This window comes from Paenibacillus sp. V4I3 (assembly GCF_030817215.1).
Lineage (GTDB): Bacteria > Bacillota > Bacilli > Paenibacillales > NBRC-103111 > Paenibacillus_E.
The window spans coordinates 4,349,666-4,368,293 of the sequence record NZ_JAUSZA010000001.1 but is presented as its reverse complement, the minus strand read 5'-3'; the positions used below and the strand labels follow the sequence as shown (position 1 = coordinate 4,368,293).

17 protein-coding genes are annotated in these 18,628 nt (G+C 45.9%); 2 read left to right on the top strand and 15 right to left on the bottom strand.

The genetic code is table 11. From position 1 onward, the window contains the following. Positions 1 to 121 precede the first annotated feature (121 nt). From QFZ77_RS19915 to QFZ77_RS19885, 7 genes are all read right to left on the bottom strand, one after another. Positions 122 to 1,588, bottom strand: a complete 1,467-nt coding sequence (locus QFZ77_RS19915) for a putative amidoligase domain-containing protein (protein ID WP_307442085.1) — start codon at positions 1,586 to 1,588, stop codon at positions 122 to 124. A 145-nt stretch (positions 1,589 to 1,733) separates the two neighbouring features. Continuing rightward, positions 1,734 to 2,300, bottom strand: a complete 567-nt coding sequence (gene cotE / locus QFZ77_RS19910; protein ID WP_307442083.1) for an outer spore coat protein CotE — start codon at positions 2,298 to 2,300, stop codon at positions 1,734 to 1,736. A 114-nt stretch (positions 2,301 to 2,414) separates the two neighbouring features. Beyond that, positions 2,415 to 3,374 carry an aromatic acid exporter family protein gene (locus QFZ77_RS19905; protein ID WP_307442081.1) on the bottom strand — a complete coding sequence of 320 codons (960 nt, stop codon included), beginning with the start codon at positions 3,372 to 3,374 and terminating at the stop codon, positions 2,415 to 2,417. 70 nt (positions 3,375 to 3,444) lie between these two features. Further along, positions 3,445 to 4,287 (bottom strand): ABC transporter permease, encoded by an 843-nt coding sequence (locus QFZ77_RS19900; protein WP_307442080.1) that lies wholly within the window; start codon positions 4,285 to 4,287, stop codon positions 3,445 to 3,447. Then, on the bottom strand, positions 4,280 to 5,053 hold the full coding sequence (locus QFZ77_RS19895; RefSeq protein ID WP_307442079.1) for an ABC transporter ATP-binding protein: 774 nt from the start codon (positions 5,051 to 5,053) through the stop codon (positions 4,280 to 4,282). The genes QFZ77_RS19900 and QFZ77_RS19895 overlap by 8 nt, the downstream gene beginning before the upstream one ends. Before the next feature lie 49 nt (positions 5,054 to 5,102). Next, positions 5,103 to 6,116, bottom strand: a complete 1,014-nt coding sequence (locus QFZ77_RS19890; protein ID WP_307442078.1) for an ABC transporter substrate-binding protein — start codon at positions 6,114 to 6,116, stop codon at positions 5,103 to 5,105. Positions 6,117 to 6,356: 240 nt separating this feature from the next. Then, a complete protein-coding gene (locus tag QFZ77_RS19885; RefSeq protein ID WP_307442076.1) occupies positions 6,357 to 7,877 on the bottom strand; it encodes a carboxypeptidase M32 in 1,521 nt (506 codons plus the stop codon). A gap of 142 nt (positions 7,878 to 8,019) precedes the next feature. On the opposite strand from QFZ77_RS19885, the gene QFZ77_RS19880 reads away from it, so the two are divergent. Next, entirely contained in the window at positions 8,020 to 8,346 is a 327-nt protein-coding gene (locus QFZ77_RS19880; RefSeq protein ID WP_307442074.1) for an iron-sulfur cluster biosynthesis family protein, read from the top strand. Between the two features lie 51 nt (positions 8,347 to 8,397). Next, positions 8,398 to 8,964, top strand: coding sequence for a beta-class carbonic anhydrase (locus QFZ77_RS19875; protein WP_307442072.1), 567 nt, complete (start codon positions 8,398 to 8,400; stop codon positions 8,962 to 8,964). Positions 8,965 to 9,045: 81 nt separating this feature from the next. Here QFZ77_RS19875 and QFZ77_RS19870 read toward each other — a convergent pair whose 3' ends face one another. The 8 genes from QFZ77_RS19870 to QFZ77_RS19835 form a co-directional block, all read right to left on the bottom strand. Next, a complete protein-coding gene (locus QFZ77_RS19870; RefSeq protein ID WP_307442071.1) occupies positions 9,046 to 11,160 on the bottom strand; it encodes a hypothetical protein in 2,115 nt (704 codons plus the stop codon). 100 nt (positions 11,161 to 11,260) lie between these two features. Beyond that, a complete protein-coding gene (locus tag QFZ77_RS19865; RefSeq protein WP_307442070.1) occupies positions 11,261 to 12,439 on the bottom strand; it encodes an ABC transporter permease in 1,179 nt (392 codons plus the stop codon). Next, a complete protein-coding gene (locus QFZ77_RS19860) occupies positions 12,436 to 13,152 on the bottom strand; it encodes an ABC transporter ATP-binding protein (protein ID WP_216625563.1) in 717 nt (238 codons plus the stop codon). The genes QFZ77_RS19865 and QFZ77_RS19860 overlap by 4 nt, the downstream gene beginning before the upstream one ends. 27 nt (positions 13,153 to 13,179) lie before the next feature. Then, the gene (locus QFZ77_RS19855; protein ID WP_307442069.1) at positions 13,180 to 14,928 is read right to left on the bottom strand and encodes an efflux RND transporter periplasmic adaptor subunit; all 1,749 of its coding nucleotides are present in this window, start codon (positions 14,926 to 14,928) and stop codon (positions 13,180 to 13,182) included. A 125-nt stretch (positions 14,929 to 15,053) separates the two neighbouring features. Further along, positions 15,054 to 15,662, bottom strand: coding sequence for a hypothetical protein (locus tag QFZ77_RS19850; protein WP_307442068.1), 609 nt, complete (start codon positions 15,660 to 15,662; stop codon positions 15,054 to 15,056). A gap of 101 nt (positions 15,663 to 15,763) precedes the next feature. After that, on the bottom strand, positions 15,764 to 17,218 hold the full coding sequence (locus QFZ77_RS19845) for a sensor histidine kinase (protein ID WP_307442067.1): 1,455 nt from the start codon (positions 17,216 to 17,218) through the stop codon (positions 15,764 to 15,766). After that, complete coding sequence (locus QFZ77_RS19840) at positions 17,211 to 17,939, bottom strand: response regulator transcription factor (RefSeq protein WP_307442066.1); 729 nt, start codon at positions 17,937 to 17,939, stop codon at positions 17,211 to 17,213. The genes QFZ77_RS19845 and QFZ77_RS19840 overlap by 8 nt, the downstream gene beginning before the upstream one ends. Beyond that, complete coding sequence (locus QFZ77_RS19835; protein ID WP_307442064.1) at positions 17,936 to 18,469, bottom strand: DUF309 domain-containing protein; 534 nt, start codon at positions 18,467 to 18,469, stop codon at positions 17,936 to 17,938. The genes QFZ77_RS19840 and QFZ77_RS19835 overlap by 4 nt, the downstream gene beginning before the upstream one ends. Between the last annotated feature and the right edge of the window lie 159 nt (positions 18,470 to 18,628).

Here is an 18,628-nt window from a genome sequence, read left to right as displayed (position 1 = left end):
TGCTTCACTTATATGTAAAATAGCAGCTTCTGGAGGCTCTTATCCAACTGTAACTGAAGCATCGAAACGTGAATTCCCATGCACAGATTAAAACCATTTCAAATCTCTTATAGATACACTATTATAACATGATTTGTTCTTCAAAAGCTTCTTTACGATGGTAGGGTGCAATTTTCCAAGCTTTGCGAAAATCAGCTCTTTCGTTCCAGGGCTCCATTGACATGATTCTTACTCGGAGACGTTCCAAAACGGCGGCGAATAGGTCATAGCCCTTCAACTGCTCAAGATCCTGCCAAAGCTTCTCAACCGTGGCTTGAAGCCGCTGCTTATCCCCACGATAGTAGGCCGCTTGAATATCCGGATCCTGCAAGGGCTGCCTAGGCAGCAGCCAGTAGTTGTCAGCAATGAGCGAGGCTAGCGCGAACACACCGCGCGTGATCTCAGGCGACTGCATCCAGCTCGGCAGGGTGCGGTACTCGAAGCCCCCGTGCGACTTCTTGCGGAAGTCGCCAAGGAAGCCGTACCGAGGGCGGCGCTCCCGTGTCGTATCGCCCTCGATCAAGATCAAGGGCAGCGCGAGGTAGTTATCGAGCGCGCGCAATAAATGCCCATTCAGCCAGCATCGGCTGAAGTGGATATGTCCGCCCAGGGGGTAGCCCCCCACCGGCATGCCGCCCGAGAGCCAAGCGAGGCTCTCGTCGTCGATCTTCCGCGCGGCGAGCTGCATCGTAGATCGCAGGTTCCTCGCCAGCTCGCGCGGGTCTGTGCTTGGCTGCGGGCGCAGCTCCGCCAGCGGCAGGATCACGCGATGCCCGCTGAGTACGACGGCATCGCAGCCGACCTCGCCGTCCCGCGTCAGGAAGCGGTCGGCGAAGACGACCTTGCCCTGCGGGCTGAGCAGCAGGAACTCGGGATCGCTGCCGAGCATCGCCCGCTCCTTGCGCCGCAGCTCCTTCGCGATGGCGATCTCATAGCGATCGATCGCCTCCGCGAACACCTGTGCCAGCTTCCCGTTCAGCTTCGGAACGGGATCCACATCCAATACCAAGGTGTGCCCGCTAGGCAATACACCTATGGTGACAAGGCCATAGTCTAGGCCGAGCGCATAGACAGCTTTTATAGACTCACGGCTAGCCCTTCGGACATGAAAATTGGCACGATCTGGCGTAATTTCTATGTAAGCCGAACTGGCATTTAATTGTCTTTGATCATAGAGAGCTTTCTCCGACAACAGAAGCGTCTCCTTCTTCTCATAAACAACCAATGTCTGCAAATGAAATACAGCTACCTTATATTTATGTGTGAATGCCAATCGCTCATCCTTTGCACTTCGGCCATTATGCCAAGCTACAGTCTTGATGCCGTGCAAATGGAGCAGTTCTTCCCGCTTCAAACGCATCTGAGCCCTAAGAATCGCCCTGATCGGCTGCAGCGCCGGCTTCAGCGGCCACTCATCATGAGCAGCTCCCCAATGAATGATGACCTGGCCTCGCCAATCGACCGGCAGCCTTGAACCACTGGGTATGCGGATGAGATTCGCTAGCTCCAGCGCCTCTTTTTCCTGTGCGTGCAGTAAGAATGTTTCCATCCATTTTGCCCCTTCTCCGTTCTCATTCCATCCTCACAGTCCTTGCATCTGATCAATCTGCCCATTTATTAAAATAAAACAAAAAAGAGGGCAAATGCCCTCTGCCGAACCTCTTTCACCTGCATACACTGGCGTATAGGATTCCTTAATCCAATTCGTCCTCAAGCAGATCGGCGTCCAGATCCTCGAAATCTCCATCGCCGTTGTCATCGAAATCTACATGTTTGTCGTCGAAGTCATTGGGGCCGTAGGGGCTAACAATGACGAAGACTTTCGTTTCAGCGACCAACTCAACTTGGAACTCCCGTTCCACCCGAATGACTACGCTGTCGCCGCTAGAAGAGATACTTGCTTCCACACAGTTCGGCTCTTGCGTTGCGACAGCAGATACTTCAGCAGTTGTTGGCCTATGTTTTTTGTCCAGATAACTTAGTCCAACAATTTCTACATAAGAAACGGTTTCTTTTGCTACATCTGTTTTGGTGTTACGATCGTAAGAATACCAGATGTTGATATCATAAGTACCAACTACCTCTACGCCATCTCCGGATTGGATCGCCTCGAATTGGTTATTAATAATCCAAGCGCCCAATATACTGGTCGGAGAAAAGGGCGGAGTCACGGTATGACTTACATGCGAAAATTTGCGACCTTTACCGCAGACAGCTTTTGTAATGATCTCTCTGCTTTGCAAATCTTTATCTAATGACATCCTTTCAACCTCCTCCATACAATCATTCATTACAAGTGTATGCAGGACAGCAGTCTAGAGTGACAATTATTTTATATTATTTTTACGATATAAAAATACTCATATCTTTAAGAGTCAACCCGCCTCTGGGCGCTGTTTTTTTTGCTTTCTGGCTATAGATAAATATTGCATAAGCTCCCTGTTAAGCTGTAAAATGGCAGATCTCACCTCGAATTCTTCTCGACTTTCCGGCAACGGCAGTTGTTTATAACGAGCATCCAGAACTTGCAATTCTTTCTCCGCATCACCAGTATAGTAGTCTTCCTTAACAGTTTGACTAATATCTTCAAGAATCGCTGCCACCCACTCCCCCTGCGGCAAAGTTTGATACACTTGGGCAACGAGATCGATCATCCGGTGGATCGACTCCAACTGCTCACCCCTCATAAAAAAATATACCTGCAAGTAGGGGTCTCCTCCGAAAATGAGTGTATTCTCCATAGTTCGTTTAGCAAGCCCTGCGCCTTGATCAATCTCTTCACTTACTTCCAAAAGCTCCTTGCCATCCCACACAACTGTATTGTCTCTCAAATGCTTAGCCATGTTCACGAAAATATCCGAGAATAGCGCCTCGATTTTTTGCTTATGCGCCTCGATCGCTTTATCTGTCTTAGGCATGTAGGCAATATTGATGAGTGTCGCTGTACCCAATCCAATGAGCAGAAGATGCATTTCATTCAGAACCGCCGTCCACCCGGCAGTTTCATAGGCGAAGAGATGCAGCATAACAACGGCCCCGGTCACAGCACCCTCTGTAATCCGCAGCCGATGCAGGATGGGAAACACGACGAGGATGAATATACCGACAACCCACACATGGAACCCCAATACCATAAAAAGTAGAGAGCCTGTAAGAAGCGCGAGCATGGAAGCTCCGATCCGATGAAGTGCACTTCGAATCCCTTTTTTCTTCGTCACTTCTATACCTAGAATAGCAAGAAGTCCAGCTGCGGCAGGCGATTTTATCTCGAATACGTGAGCTAGATACATCGCTATAACGACTGCTAGCGCTGTTTTGAGCACACGAAAGCCCATAGCTTTTTCACCTCTTTGTTGGTTTTAACTATGGGCTCATTATTTCATTTTGGGCAAAAAGTGGCAAGCCTTATCGATGTTTTGTCATTCTTTTTTCCAAATTGGACACAATTTGATACATGACTGTAGCCACAATCGCAATGACGAACAAGGTAGAGATAACCAGCGTAAAATTAAATACTTGAAAGCCGTATATAATCAAATAACCAAGACCCATTTGCGATACAAGGAATTCGCCTACGATTACACCGATCCATGCCAAGCCTACATTCACTTTCAAAGTCGAGACGATGGCGGGGAATGATGCGGGTAGAATGGCCTTTAAGAACACTTTTCGCTGATTACCCCCAAATAAAGTGACGACCTTCACATAGTTCTGGTCCACCTCTTTGAAGCTCCCGTACACGACTAGGGTTGTGATTATAACTGTTATCGATAGCGTAGTTGCAATAATCGATAGCAAGCCTGGACCCAAACCTACGATAAATAACGGTCCAAGCGCTACTTTAGGCATACTATTCAGCACGACAATATAAGGATCAAGCACGCGGGAGAGAAACGGCGACCACCAAATCACAACAGCTAACGCCGTACCGAACAAAGTGCCTAACACAAAGCCGATAATGGTTTCAACGACCGTTACGCCCACATGCGGGAGGAGGCTGCCATCAAGGAGTTTATCCCAGAGCAGCTTAAAAACTTTCGTTGGATAACTAAAAAGCAGCACATCGATCCATTTTAATCGGGCAGCCATTTCCCAGAAGGAAAAAAACATCAGTAGGATGGCTAGTTGAACAAGCCTTATATAGTTCGTTTTCTTTTTCCTTGCAGCTAAAAATTGCTGATGAACTTGATTTATAAGCGTATCGTCCGCATTTTCGTTGAGACGCGCCTGCTGCTGACCATCACTCATGATGCACGCCCCCAAACTCCTGCCAAATCAATCGAAAGAGTACATGGAAATCGGGAAGTTCCCGCGCTGCGAGAGGGACGGAAGACCGAATTTCCTGCGAAATTATAAATTCTTTGCGAATTCGACCCGGATTAGGATCCAGCACAATAATACGATCACTCATCGCAATTGCCTCTGAGATATCATGAGTCACGAGAAGAGCTGTTTTCTTCTTCGCACGAAGAGTCTCTACAACCAAATCCTCCAACTGAAGCTTGGTTTGATAATCGAGCGCAGAAAACGGTTCATCCAACAGGAGCAGTTCAGGCTCTGTTGCTAATGTTCGTACTAATGCGACTCGCTGACGCATGCCCCCGGATAGCTGAGCGGGATAATAATCTTTGAAGCCGAGCAGCCCCATCTCATCCAATAAATGAAGCACACCCTGTTTCTTCTCTTTGGTTAACGTTCCTGTAATTTCCAAGCCCATACAAGCATTATCTTCTATTGTCCGCCATGGGAATAAATAATCCTGCTGAAGCATATAACCCACCCTTGTCGATGGACCATTTACGATCCCTCCCGCAACAGTTACAGTACCAACTGTCGGACGAATGAGCCCGGCAATGATCGACAAGAGAGTCGTCTTCCCACAGCCGCTTGGACCGATCAGACTAACGAATTCACCCCGCTGAATGGCAAAATTGATTTGCTCGACAGCAAGTGTAGCTCGCTCCTCGGTAACATAAACTTGCGTCACGTCTTTTACAGTCACAGCTGTATCCATGTTGGTACTCCCCTCTTGTTCGATTCACCGACATGCCTAATACTGATTACTATGGTTTTACGTTCGATTTCGCTTTCTCTGCATAGGTATTGTTCACTAGCTTTTTCCAAGCTACCTTTTCTTTCAACTCACCGGCGGAAGTCATCACGTCTAGCAAATTGTTCCATTCTTGTTCATCCACAATGCCATCCGTCGCGAATGATCCTTGATCCTTGTAGCGCTTGACAACACTTTTTACAATTTCTACATCGATATCTTTAAAATATGGCAAAACCGCATTCGTGATTTCATCGACACTTTTCGCTGCAACCCAAAGCTGAGCACGTTGTACCGCATTCGTGAACTTCTGAACGGTACTTGAGTTTGCCTTCATGAAGCTTTGTTTGGTCATAAATACCGTGTAAGGCAGGTGTCCGCTCTCCACACCGAAGGAAGCCATAACGAAGCCCTTGCCTTCTTTTTCAATAATGGAAGCTTGCGGTTCGAAGAGCTGTACATATTCCCCTGTTCCCGATGCATAAGCGGATGCGATATTTGCAAATTCGATATTCTGAATGAGCTGGAGATCCTTTTGTGGGTTGATGTTGTGCTTCTTCAACGTGAATTCGCCTGCCATCTGAGGCATGCCGCCTTTTCGCTGACCGAGGAAAACAGAGCCTTTGAGCGAGTTCCAGTCGAACTTATCGACTTTCTTCCGAGCAACTAGGAAGGTACCGTCCGTTTGTGTCAGCTGAGCAAAATTAATAACCGGATCATCCGAGCCTTGTTGAGACACGTAGATCGAAGTTTCCGATCCAACTAAAGCTACATCAATGGCGTTTGACAGTAAGGCCGTCATTGTCTTGTCGCCACCTGGTGTGGTGGTCAATTCAACATCTAGCCCTTCATCCTTGAAAAACCCTTGCGATAAAGCCACATACTGCGGTGCATAAAAGATAGATCGCGTGACTTCACCAATTCGAACCTTTGTTGTTTCTTCGCTTTTCGTTCCGCACGCCGAAACGATTACACTGAGCAGTAGGACGGCGGATAATGTGAATCCCCATCTTTTCCGATTGTTCATGGACGTCCCTCCGATAAAAGTAGTAATGTATCCTATGCAGGAGCCCAGAAGTCGGTTAATATTGTTTTTTTGATTACACACTATATGCATTTTGTGCTTCAAAATTATGTGCGAATGTGCTTTGGAGAGAATTACCTGCAAATTGTGCAGCTATTTTAGACTCAAAGGGGGCAAATAGACCATATAAAAAAACAGCACCCTAAGGCAATATTCCTGCCTCAAGATGCTGCTTTAGATCAATTAAATACCGTAAACCGTTTGGTACTTCTCTTCCAAGTATTGAACCAGGTACTCGGGATTCAACTCTTCACCCGTCACTTCGCGAATGATTTCATTCGGTGTCAAAAGCTTACCATGTTGGTACACTTTGTCCGTTAGCCATTCCTTGATCGGCACCAGATTGCCTTCTGCAATCAAGCTATCGAAATTCGGAAGCTCTTTGCGAAGGGTATGCGTGAATTGCGCCGCGTACATATTACCGAGTGCATAGGACGGGAAATAACCAAATGCACCGCCAGACCAGTGCACATCCTGCAGTACACCCTCGCCGTCATTCGCAGGAACCACGCCCAAATACTCTTCGTATTTGGCATTCCAAGCTTTAGGCAGATCAGCTACGGCAATTGTACCGTTGAATAACCCTTTTTCCAGCTCATAGCGAATCATAATATGTAAGTTGTAAGTTAATTCATCGGCTTCAATACGGATTAATGAAGGCTCTATATGGTTTATGGCGCGATAGAAGGAATCCACATCCACATCATCAATTTGTCCGCTAAACGTCGTTTGCAGCTCGCCATAGTAGCGATCCCAGAACGCTTTACTGCGGCCGATTACATTTTCCCAGAAGCGGGATTGTGACTCGTGGATCCCCATCGATGTGCCTGTGCACAGATTTGTACCAACTAAGTCTTTTGAAATGTTTTGCTCATACAGTGCATGTCCACCCTCATGAATCGTTCCGAACAAAGCAGATGTGATGTCATTTGGCAAATAGCGTGTTGTGATCCGAACATCACCTGGATTCAGCGCTGTCGCGAAAGGATGCACCGTTTCATCTAGTCGGCCCGCTTCAAAGTCATACTGCATTTGCTTCAAAATGGAAAGTGAGAACTTCTTCTGCTTGCTAATTTCAAATTGTTGATCCAAAAAGGATCGATTAGGCTGATTGGCTGAAGCTTGAATACGTTGAAGTAAGGGAACCGCTTTTTCACGCAGCGCACCGAATACTTCATTTAGTTTCTCAACTGTCATCCCAGGTTCATACATATCTAGCAAGGTGTTGTATTTATTGCCTTCGTAGCCCCACAGCTCGATAAACTCTTGAGTTGTAGCTACGATTTTCTCCAAATATGGTTGGAACGAATCCCAATCGGAGTTATGCTTTGCATCTTCCCATGCGGATTCCGCTTGAGAGGTAAGGACGACATAGGCCTGATATTTCTCGGCCGGTATTTTTTTACTGCGATCATATTCTTTTTTGCATTCTACGACCATTTTTTTGGAAATGGCATCTAGCTTCTCCAGTTCGGAAGGCTGCATGAAAAAGTCCAAATAACTTCCCATCTCATCGGATGTAGACATACGGAAAACTTCGGTAGATAGCTCTCCAACGACTTCAGAACGAGTTTCTATTCCTTTTTTTGGAGCCCCGGTACGCATATCCCAATAAATTAAGGCGATGGCCTCCTCGTACTGCTTCATTTTGCGGACATAGGCCTTGAAAGATTCCAGCTTTGCTGGGGCTGCTTGCACACTCATGCTCTAATCTCCTCCCAAAAGTTTCTTATTTTATCATACTTCGTCCCCTACTCAGAATCAAATTTATGCTGGGGTATGATAGAATAATAATAAGCTTAGGCAAGAAACCTATTTGTGCAAACATTTGAAGGAGATGACTTTTGTGAAAATCACGTTTACCGATACAGCAATTCATAGATTGACACCATTTACTTCTGACCAGAATGAAGCTATCTTAAAGCTAGTTTTTGATACAGAAGACTGCGGCTGCTCCGTTAACGGAGTACCTACCCTTTGGTTAGTTTCCCAAGCAAATAATGATGATCTTACCGCTGAAACTGATACTTTCAAGCTCATTTATAAAGCCAAGGATGAGATCTTTTTTGAAGAAAACATGAAAATCGACTACCATGAAGGACATAAATCCTATATACTTAAGAGTAATAATCAAATTTATAATGCGGGTATGAGCTTAGTCGACAAAAGATAAAGCTGCTAAAAATAGAGACAAGCAGCACATCAACTTACCTGGAGGGAAACCATGTCTTTGATTAGCGAAATTTTGCACTATAATAAGGAATTCGTAGAAACGATGCAGTATCAAGAGTTTTTGACTACGAAATTTCCAGACAAACGGATGGTCGTTCTTACCTGTATGGATACGCGGCTGGTCGAACTGCTGCCCAAAGCCATGAATCTCCAAAATGGTGACGCCAAAATCATTAAAAATGCGGGAGCGATTGTCTCTCATCCTTTCGGAAGTGTTATGCGGAGTATTATCGTCGCTGTCTACCAGTTAGAAGCGGATGAAATATTCGTCATCGGGCATTATGATTGTGGGATGACCGGACTGAATTCCGCCGATGTCATCGCCAATGCGAAAAAACGCGGTATTTCGGATGACGTTATAGAGACACTCGGCCACTCCGGCATCGACTTGTCCCGTTGGTTGACGGGGTTCAAACATGTACAGGAAGGGATTGAGAAAAGCGTTAACATCATACGAAACCATCCCTTACTTCCTAAGAATCTACCTGTTCACGGTCTCATTATTGATCCGGAAACAGGCCGTCTCGACTTGATCTCGGATGGATATAAAATGGATTGATCCTAATTTCCTAAAACAATAAAAAGGTGCCTACCCCTTATTACGGGTAAGCACCTTTTTATTTTTCATCTAAGCTTTACGCTACATTTTCAGCGTTTTGACTAAACGTTTGGCGTCACCATTCGGTGTTGCAACTACTTCGTACAGATTTATGCTTATATCAGAACTCAATTGTTCCGATTTGATCGTGCCGAAATCAATAAATTGAACGCCGGACATAATCTTCTGCTGCCCTGTAAAACTCATCGACTTCGAGCTAAGCACGCGCCCTTCTGAGTCAACAACCTCGAAATCAAGTGTTGAGAAGTTTGCATCCGTAATGACCTGATCTTGCCTATTGACATCCAGATCCACACGCAAGCGATACCCATAGGAAGAATCTTTATTATACGTGGCACTCACAGAATAATCCTTCAAGTCGATGCTGAATGGATACAAGGATACAGCGCCTGTACTTGGTATGGGTTGAATAGCCGTTTTGTAGGAACCCACTGCCAAGCGGTTAGCATCGTAAACGTTAAGTGCAAGCTGATCAGCTTTCTCACTAGCAGGCAATAGGTAAGAATAACTCAATACATAGCTTGTGTTCGGTGCAATGGTCTTCGCGACCGCCGACTGCCGGACACCTGAATAGGTGTAGCCTTCAGCGCTGGTCAGATCCGTTTGGAAGTCCGGAATCGTTAATGATGAGGTTCCTTTATTCGTCAGCTTATACTTGGCAACAACCGTTTTGAAGCCGAAGTCAGAGTTCTCGCTCATCCCGAACTCAACAAGGGAGAGATCGATATTGGAGTCAATGAGATTACTTGCTGATAGCTTAAACGGAGTGCCGATCGTATACGCTTGCGCAGCGGCATAAGATGAAACTTCTCCGCCATCTCCAGCTCCGGCAAGTGTCGTAACCGATACTGGCAGGGTTGACGCTTGTTTGCTGCTTGTATCTGTAGTGCCAGTCGCATTGCTTGGTTGTGTCGTCGTAGCAGCGGCCTCCTGTTTCTCAAGTACGACCAACTGCAGGGCATCTGTGTTCAGTCCCGCAGGCAAAATGCCGGAGAAACGGAATGTCGTTGACTCATTCGGTGATAAATAAGACGTGCGAACTGCATTATCACTAGAGCTCACGGCCACACTGCCACGAAGGGCTTGGAACTCAGCAGACAAGTCCGGAATCGTCACAATGCCATCGCTATTATTTGTTAACGTTACATTCGCTTGCAAATGAAGCCCGTCGGATTGTTTACTGGCTGCTGCCCAAGAAGTTGAGATCGCCAAGCCGCTCACATCTGAGTTTGGATACTCTGTATGATCACCGATTTTACCAATAACAAATGACTTCTCTGCATTCAAAGACCCCAAAACCGTTGTCTTCACTTTACCTTTCGGCGAGAAAAGCAGTGCCAAACGGTTCGTTTCTAGCGATCCCGGGACGGCTGCTTGTAAGGTGGCTTTAACAGGCTGCTGCGGAAGCAAGGATAGACCCGCCCCTTTAGTAAACTGAGCGCCATAAGTCAGCCCTTTGCTATCTTGGAAATTCATTTCTAGTCCATCTGGCAGTTTGGTTGTTGAACTGCTTAGATTTTCCAGCGTAAGATCGGTGTATACCATCCATGCACCGTCTTTATAAACCTTGTAGCTGTTGCCTAATTGGGCGGTAACTAACGCATCATCAGCGAAAGTTGAGTCAAGTTCCTTCAAGTTCAGAACCGCTTGTTGAAGCACCGACTGACCCGATTCTTGCATCGCGGCTTCTACGGACAAAGCCCCAACATCCTGCATTGTATTATAGTTCCACTCGAAAATATCGACCTTTAATTGAGCTGGAGTCAGGTCCGCAGGAATTTCAGAAGTAAACTTGAAGGTTCCCGTTTCTCCGGCTTTCACACGCGCTGTTACTTTCTCGCTTAGTTTCGCGGTGTAAGATACACCGTTCGCGTCAATGACTTTGACGCCATAGTTGTTGAAATCTACGGAAGTGCTGCTGTTATTGTTCAGCCCTAATGAGAAACGAAGTGAGCCGTCCTCAGCACCGGCAGACAAGGTAACCTTGTCTAAAGTAAAGTAGACAGAATCACTGAGAAACACGCCTTCCTTCCCAGCGAAAGCCGATGTAGCAAGTGGTAGTGTTAGGAAGCTTGCTGCGGTTAGTAATAAAGCCGAACGGCTGAGCAAGCGTTTCATCTTTCGTTGTTGATTCACTGGTAGTCCTCCTAAGAGTTTTTGTAGAAAACTTTCTTCGTAAGCATCAACTGAGTTTTGCTTTAGTAAAAACTTGCATCGTAAGTATCAGCATATATCATCAATCAGAACGCAAAGCGTCAATAGGACGCAATTTGGAAGCTTTATTTGCCGGATACAAACCAAAAACAACGCCGACAAAAACGGAAAATAAGAAGGAATACAAACCAATATCGAAGGAAAGGCTTGTTGTCTGTTTCGGGCTGAAATAAGGCAGGGCATACGAGAAACCGATGCCTAACGCAAGTCCGATTAATCCGCCCATGCCGCTGATGACGACGGCTTCTACCAGAAATTGCAGCAAAATATTTCGACGTTTGGCACCAATCGATTTGCGAATCCCAATTTCACGCGTTCGTTCACTCACCGTAACCAACATAATATTCATGATTCCGATGCCACCGACGAGTAAAGAGATTAGCGCAACAGCCACTAACTGATTCGTAAGTGTATTCGTTGCTTCAGTCCGTGCTTTAAGCAGCTCATCCTGATTCGTTAAGACGAAGCCTGTATCGCTTTTGAATTTGTACGTCAAATACTGCTTCATTGTATCTTGAGCGGTATAAATATCATCCTTCGTCGGTGCTTCGACGTAAGTTGTGCGAATTTGCCCCAACTTAAATTGTCGTCTCGCTGTTTCCAAAGGCACAATCACTGCACTATCGACGGAAGCTCCGCCAATATTGGAGCCCTTCTCTTTCAGAGTTCCAATCACATTGAACACGACACCGTCGATATTGATATCTTCACCTACTGGGTTTAACTGACCAAAGAACGTTTTAGCGACTTCACTACCTAATATGGCGACATTTGAGCGAAACTCTAGATCAGCTGGTGCGAGATTCCGCCCCTTGTCAATATTTGCTTTGATAATGTTAAAATAGCGATCGTTCGTTCCAATAACGTTGTATTTCTCCTGCGTACGATCATACTTAACGTTGGATCCATTCTTCGTCATCGTTGGCGCAATCGACTGGAACTCCGGAAAATTCTCGAAATTCATCAGCTCATCATAATTCAATTGCGTTGCACGTCCGTTCCCGGTCGCGGTGACAACAAGCAGATTCGTCCCCATGTTCTCGTATTGCTTGGCGATTTGCTCTGAAGTGCCTTGACCTATCGATACCAAGGTTACGACTGAGCTCACTCCAATAATGACGCCTAGCATAGTCAAAAATGTTCGCAGCGGACTCGATATGATCGTACGAAGCGACATTCGAATGAGTTCACTTAGCTTCATACGCTCACCTCATGCTGTGCGCTCATCTGAATGTTATTCCGGTAGTCATCAATAATAACGCCATCCTTAAGGGAAACGACACGTTTGGCATTGTCGGCAATGTGATGATCATGCGTTATCAATACGATGGTATTACCTTGCGCATTCAGCTGCAGGATTAACTCCAACACTTCTTCGCCTGTTCTGGAGTCCAGCGCACCGGTTGGTTCATCCGCTAAGATGAGCGAAGGTGATATCGCAAGCGCCCGCGCGATGGCCACACGCTGCTGCTGGCCGCCTGATAGTTCACTCGGCTTATGATGACCACGCTCTCCCATCCCGAGCATCTTCAACATGTTGTTAGCCCGCTCCCGCCGTTCCTTCCTTGGTATGCCAGCATAGATCATCGGTAGCTCTACATTTTCCATAGCTGACAAACGAGGCAATAAATTAAATTGTTGGAAAATGAAGCCGATCTTCTGGTTTCGCAGTTCAGCAAGGGCATTATCACCCATATTCTCGGTCACAACGCCATCCAGCGTATAACTGCCAGTCGTAGGCACATCCAATAATCCAATCGTGTTCATGAGTGTCGATTTCCCTGATCCACTCGGTCCGATAATGGCGACAAAATCACCCTCGGCAACGGAAAGCGATATGCTGCGCAGAACATGAAGATCTTCTTCCCCGCGTTTATATGTTTTGGTAATCTCTTTCAGTTCAATGATATTCATACCGCAATAACTCCTTTCCCGGCCGTATTATCTGGTACCGCCACCGCCGTTAGTCCGAGTAGCTCCCGTATTGCCCCCAGCACCACCGTTACCGCCTGCACCTGCTCCACCAGCTCCGCCTTGGAATCCAGCACCACCTGCACCGCCACCAAATCCACCAGCGCCTCCAGCGCCACCGTTTTGCTGGAACTGCTGTCTCAAACGATTAATTTCATCCTGGCTTAAATTCTGCTGTCTCTTCACGACAGGCAGAACAACTTTATCGCCTTCTTTAAGACCTTCGGTGATTTCGATTTGCGTTTTGGAGCGAATTCCAATTTTAACCTCGTGTTCATTATCAACCGTACCATCGGCTTTCTTCAAAGAAACGACACGCTTCCCTTTTTGCGATTGCAGCGCTTCTGGCGGTAAATAAATCACGTCTTTTTTATCTTGAATTAAAATTTCGCCAGTTGCCGTCATCCCATATTTCAACATGTTGTCTTTATTTTCAGCGGCTAGGACAACATCATAGAAGGTTACGCCATTCGTTGTCGTTCCCACCGAAGAGATTTGCGTCACTTCAGCCGGGAATATGCGTCCAGGGTAAGAATCAACCTTGATTTCAGCTTTCATCCCTGTCTTAATATTGGGTAAATCCAGCTCATCCACTTGCACGGGCAGCTGCATTTTCGCTAGGCTAGCAACAGCTCCGAACTGCGTGCCACTGGTTACCTTACTGCCGACCCTGAAATTACTCAAAATATCATTTTTCTTATTCACAAAGTCGGTTGAAAATACGCCGTCAAAGGGAGCAACGATTTTGAGCGAATCCACCTGCTCTTTAGCCGAGTCTACCTTAAGCTTCTGCCGTTCAAGAGCAGACTGTTTCGTCAGAATATCATCGTCTATTGTATCATTCGCGAAGGTTGCGATCGTATCTCCTTGATGTACCATGTTCCCAGTTTTGAAAGGCAATTTGGATATATTCCCCGTCGTTCCAGCCAAAATCGTCGTCACCTTCAGATACTCCAAGGCCCCCTTGCCTTGTGAATCGATGGTTCGCCCACCGATAGTAACCGAACCCGATACATTCGTTCCTGCATCCATGGAGTTGTCATTCGGGACAGAAACTTCGATGTCGATCAGTTTACCGCCTTTTCCATCCGATTTTGGATCTTTGGAGATACTTTGAATCGATCCTGTTTTTGTAATCATAAATCCATCTAACGTAATATCCACCGGATCTCCCTTATGAAGCTGAGAAGCATCTTCCACAAAGAATGGAAGTGTTACGGTTAATGTACTTAAATCACCAATCGTGGCAATTTTGGTCGATTTATTGATTGTCGACCCTAAATCGATGTTATTCGCGTATGTAAGTTTACCAGAAATAGGTGCTTTAACACCCATTAATCCTTGCTGCTGCTGTAAGGAATTCAAATCTTTCTCAAGTTGTTCATAAGTCAGCTGGGCATCTTGCAAGTCGCTTTCCAAGCTTGTACTCGTTAGTTCAATTAGCACATCTCCAGCTTTAACCGCTTGGTTTCGTGTTAAATTAATGGATTTAATATTCGCATTTTCTGTGGATGAAATCGTTTGTGTATCCTTGGGCTCGAACTGTGCCGTGCCAGAGACGGAGAAGCGGATATTCCCTTTTTTGGCATCGACCGTCACCTCTTTAACAGCAGCAGCCTTTGCTTTCTTCCCTTTCCCACCGAAGTAAGCATACGAACCACCTGCACAAACGCTTACTGCAACAATCACAATGAACCACTTACTGCGATACCATTTCATGAAGTGACTTCCCCCTTAGAGTTTTCGCCAGATAACTGGCTTCGAAATCATATGCTTAACTTTTTTGCTCAACCAAAACTTGCAGCGTAAGCCTTGATTGTTCCTTCATCACTTGCTACTTAAATTTAGTCATGTTTGGACGTAAGCAGCTCCATTAACTGCTGTTCTACACTGATTCCCATACTTCTTTGGTCAAAAAGCTGAAATTCACCGTTTCCACGGTCCGTCATGCCTACTTCAACCTGGCGCTCCGCCTTTCTTTTTTGAATAAACGCATTGACTCGCTTTTCCCGTTCTTCTGAGGACAGCTCTTCACCCAGATTGTCCATCCGCGCCGCAATACGCTTCTTCATTTGTTTGGATTGTTCATCCAGAAATGTTCGCTGCGGAAGCGTTAAGCCATTGATTACTTGTTTTTGCTCGGACTCGGTAATGCTTCCTTCATCCATACTTTTGCGAACAAAGGGCAGAATAGCCTCAGCCTGCTTGGTCGTTATGGTTAGGGAGTCAAGCCGATCCATTCGAATTAATCCCTGAAACAACATAACGAGCTGCATCTCTCTAAGATTTTGGACATCTTCAGCGGGGGGTTCTTCCTGCGGAGTTGTCCCAGATGATGGCGTAGGCGATGCCAATGCCGAAGTGCTGTCAAGCAATGGCATATGCCCACTGCAACCACTTAGCAGGAAGGAAATGAGCGTTAAACACAGCACCATTTTCCGTGTGTATTTCACCTTACATACACCTCCAAAACAAAAAATCCTGTCCAACAGCAACAGGATACGAAATAATCATGAATTAAGTTTGCTTTAGATGTAAAAAAATTGTGAAAGATCTACGTAATACGAGGAAAAGTAACACGAAATTCGGTCCCTTCGCTCACTCGACTGCGAACATGTATCGTTCCATTCATGCCAGTAACCAAATGCTTCACAATCGTAAGTCCAAGACCTGTTCCTGTCTTAACGTCGGACCGCGAAGTTCTAGCTTCATCTGCTTTATAGAAACGATCCCAGATGCGTTCTAACTCGGCATCAGTCATCCCTTCCCCTGTGTCACGAACATACATATGAACCTCGCGCTCCTGCTCTTCGAGAGCTACCGTTAGCGTTCCGCCCTTTGGTGTGAATTTCAACGAATTATAGATTAAATTCTGTACAATTTGGGCAAATCGATCAGGGTCTAATTGAACCTGGGAGGGCATCTTATCCGGCTCAGGAAGAATGAGGTGAAAGTTTATTTCCTTCGCTGCTATCGGTGCCTTCAGCAGTTCCAAGGATTCTTCAAGTGTTTCTGCGATAGATACAGGCCTAAGTCGGAACACATCGACCCCGTTTTGAATCTGCGCCAAATCTAATAGATCGGTCACAAGACGCTGCAGCCGCTGAACTTCCTGATCACAGATATGCAGGTAATGCGAATATTTCTCTTCAGGAATGACCTTATCATTCATTGCCACAATAAAACCGCGAAGTGTAGTTAACGGAGAACGCAGCTCATGGGATACATTCGTCAAAAACTCCTGTCTTGTTCCTTCCCATTCCTCCAGCTGTTCGACCATGAAGTTGAAGCTAGCAGCAAGCTGCCCTACCTCATCCTGTGAGGTGACCGGAACCCGTGTCGTGAAATCACCATGCGCGAGCTCAAGTGCGGCTCGATTCATCTGTTGAAGCGGACCTGCGAGTTTGCGAGAAATGAAAAACAGAATGAACCCAACAGCTACCAGTGAAAATAATAGGGGGACCAGAATGTTAACGCGAACTGCGGAAATGGCTTCACTTATATCACCAGCCGGAAAATGAAGAATGATGACCATAGGTTGTCCGTTTAGTTGATACGGGGCGTGATACGTAAACAGATTTACATTTCGTCCATCAGGTGTTGGTAAGCCAACCATTCCATAGCCGGTATGACCGTGAAGACCATCGATAAAGAGCGTATCCATCTGTTTAGGAATAGCTCTCCCTTCACTATCCGAGGAGCCATTCAGAATATTCCCCTTGTCGTCAACAAGCCAAACTTGTCCATTAATGCTTCTAGCTAAAATACGTACCGTATATTTCAGCTCTCGGGTTGAGATCGTTCCATCCTGTAAAGAATTCATTAAGCGAGTGACTTCAACATTACGCTTCTCCATCAGTTCGATCTTATCTTTATAAAATAAATCCGTAAAATAGTAATTCCAGAACAGGAAAAGACCAGCAAAAAAAAGCACGCAAGTCGCAAGAAAAGACAGGAAAATTTTCAGATATAAGCTGTTGCTCTTTCCCGTCAACCAACGTTTAAACATGCTGAACCACCTCAAAGGAGTAGCCAATTCCCCACAGGGTCTGGATGCACCACATGTCATGCTGTCCTAGTTTTTTACGCAAGTTTTTCACATGGGCATCCACTGTGCGCGTACCGCCTGTAAAATCAAAATTCCACACATAACCGAGAAGATCCTCTCGTGTAAATACACGGCTTGGATGGCTGGTCAGGAAATACAACAGCTCAATCTCCTTCGGCGTAAGCTCAACCCGTTTTCCACCGACTGTGACCCGATACTGCTCAAGATCGATAACTATATTGCCGATCTCCAGCCATTTGCGGGATGAATTCTGGGTTTGAGACAGTTCCATAAGCACTTGAATCGTGCGGCGCAGCACGGCCTTAATACGGGCAATGAGCTCATTCGGATCGAAAGGCTTGACCAAATAATCGTCAACCCCCAGATTAAACCCTCTGAGCTTATCGATGGACTCCCCTTTTGCCGTGAGGAAAATGATTGGCGTTTGATGAAAGGGGGCCTCCATTTTGCGTATTTGCTCACATAGCTCGTAGCCGGATATATCAGGCAGCATGATATCTAGTAGAACCAAGTTTGGTTTTTCATTTATTATCGTACGAAGCACTTCCTGCCCTCGAGGCAATATAATCGCCTCATAGTTGGAATGCTCCAAATACAATCTGACGACTTCAGCAATATTCGGTTCGTCATCTACAACTAGAACTTTGCCTTCCGAACTCATCTAGCGCCACCCTTTTCCTTGCGGATCTGCTGCTGCCTTGCTCTTTCATTGACTACCTCTGAACGATCTCTCCGCGTATGTTTTTGGATGAGCAGCTCATCTTCCATCAGGCTTGGCTTCTGCCATATCAGCCCTCTTCTGTCGCACTCTTTTAAGCAGAATTCTATAAGTTCCGGGTCAGTAATAGGCAAATTAATATCCTCATAAAGAAATTCATCTTTCTCAATAGAAGACCAAACCTGGTTAAGAAGCTCTTGAAGCTTCTCGGGGTTTAGCCCCAAAGAAAGGACATGAGGAGCTTCCGCATTCCTTCCCGCGCTTTGCAGCATTTTCACAGCACCATTGCGGTTACCTCTGCGAATATGATACATACCTACAGCAATTTGAATAAGAGCCACATAGGTTCTGCTGCGTGTATCCCCAAGATGCTCCTTCCAGAACTCCTCCATCACTTCATGGCATTCAAAATAATCCCGTTGTGCATGGAAATAAAGTAAATAATCGATATATGCCTCCGGATACGGCTTCATGATTGCTTCCCCTCACCTTGTTGTGATCACGGTAATGTCTAATTACTTCTCATGTTACTCGAAAGTTGTGCCATCGTCCAACATCAATAAGGGACTACTAATTTTCATACATTTTCCATCGCAACCAAACTATCATATCCTACGTCCAATTAAGTAGTT

What these genes read in the sequence shown, in the direction of transcription:
- QFZ77_RS19890 (WP_307442078.1), bottom strand. Translation starts at nt 6,116, where the DNA reads ATGAACAATCGGAAAAGATGGGGATTCACATTATCCGCCGTCCTACTG.
- QFZ77_RS19900 (WP_307442080.1), bottom strand. Translation starts at nt 4,287, where the DNA reads ATGAGTGATGGTCAGCAGCAGGCGCGTCTCAACGAAAATGCGGACGAT.
- QFZ77_RS19840 (WP_307442066.1), bottom strand. Translation starts at nt 17,939, where the DNA reads ATGAGTTCGGAAGGCAAAGTTCTAGTTGTAGATGACGAACCGAATATT.
- QFZ77_RS19915 (WP_307442085.1), bottom strand. Translation starts at nt 1,588, where the DNA reads ATGGAAACATTCTTACTGCACGCACAGGAAAAAGAGGCGCTGGAGCTA.
- cotE (WP_307442083.1), bottom strand. Translation starts at nt 2,300, where the DNA reads ATGTCATTAGATAAAGATTTGCAAAGCAGAGAGATCATTACAAAAGCT.
- QFZ77_RS19835 (WP_307442064.1), bottom strand. Translation starts at nt 18,469, where the DNA reads ATGAAGCCGTATCCGGAGGCATATATCGATTATTTACTTTATTTCCAT.
- QFZ77_RS19855 (WP_307442069.1), bottom strand. Translation starts at nt 14,928, where the DNA reads ATGAAATGGTATCGCAGTAAGTGGTTCATTGTGATTGTTGCAGTAAGC.
- QFZ77_RS19865 (WP_307442070.1), bottom strand. Translation starts at nt 12,439, where the DNA reads ATGAAGCTAAGTGAACTCATTCGAATGTCGCTTCGTACGATCATATCG.
- QFZ77_RS19875 (WP_307442072.1), top strand. Translation starts at nt 8,398, where the DNA reads ATGTCTTTGATTAGCGAAATTTTGCACTATAATAAGGAATTCGTAGAA.
- QFZ77_RS19895 (WP_307442079.1), bottom strand. Translation starts at nt 5,053, where the DNA reads ATGGATACAGCTGTGACTGTAAAAGACGTGACGCAAGTTTATGTTACC.
- QFZ77_RS19885 (WP_307442076.1), bottom strand. Translation starts at nt 7,877, where the DNA reads ATGAGTGTGCAAGCAGCCCCAGCAAAGCTGGAATCTTTCAAGGCCTAT.
- QFZ77_RS19845 (WP_307442067.1), bottom strand. Translation starts at nt 17,218, where the DNA reads ATGTTTAAACGTTGGTTGACGGGAAAGAGCAACAGCTTATATCTGAAA.
- QFZ77_RS19860 (WP_216625563.1), bottom strand. Translation starts at nt 13,152, where the DNA reads ATGAATATCATTGAACTGAAAGAGATTACCAAAACATATAAACGCGGG.
- QFZ77_RS19905 (WP_307442081.1), bottom strand. Translation starts at nt 3,374, where the DNA reads ATGGGCTTTCGTGTGCTCAAAACAGCGCTAGCAGTCGTTATAGCGATG.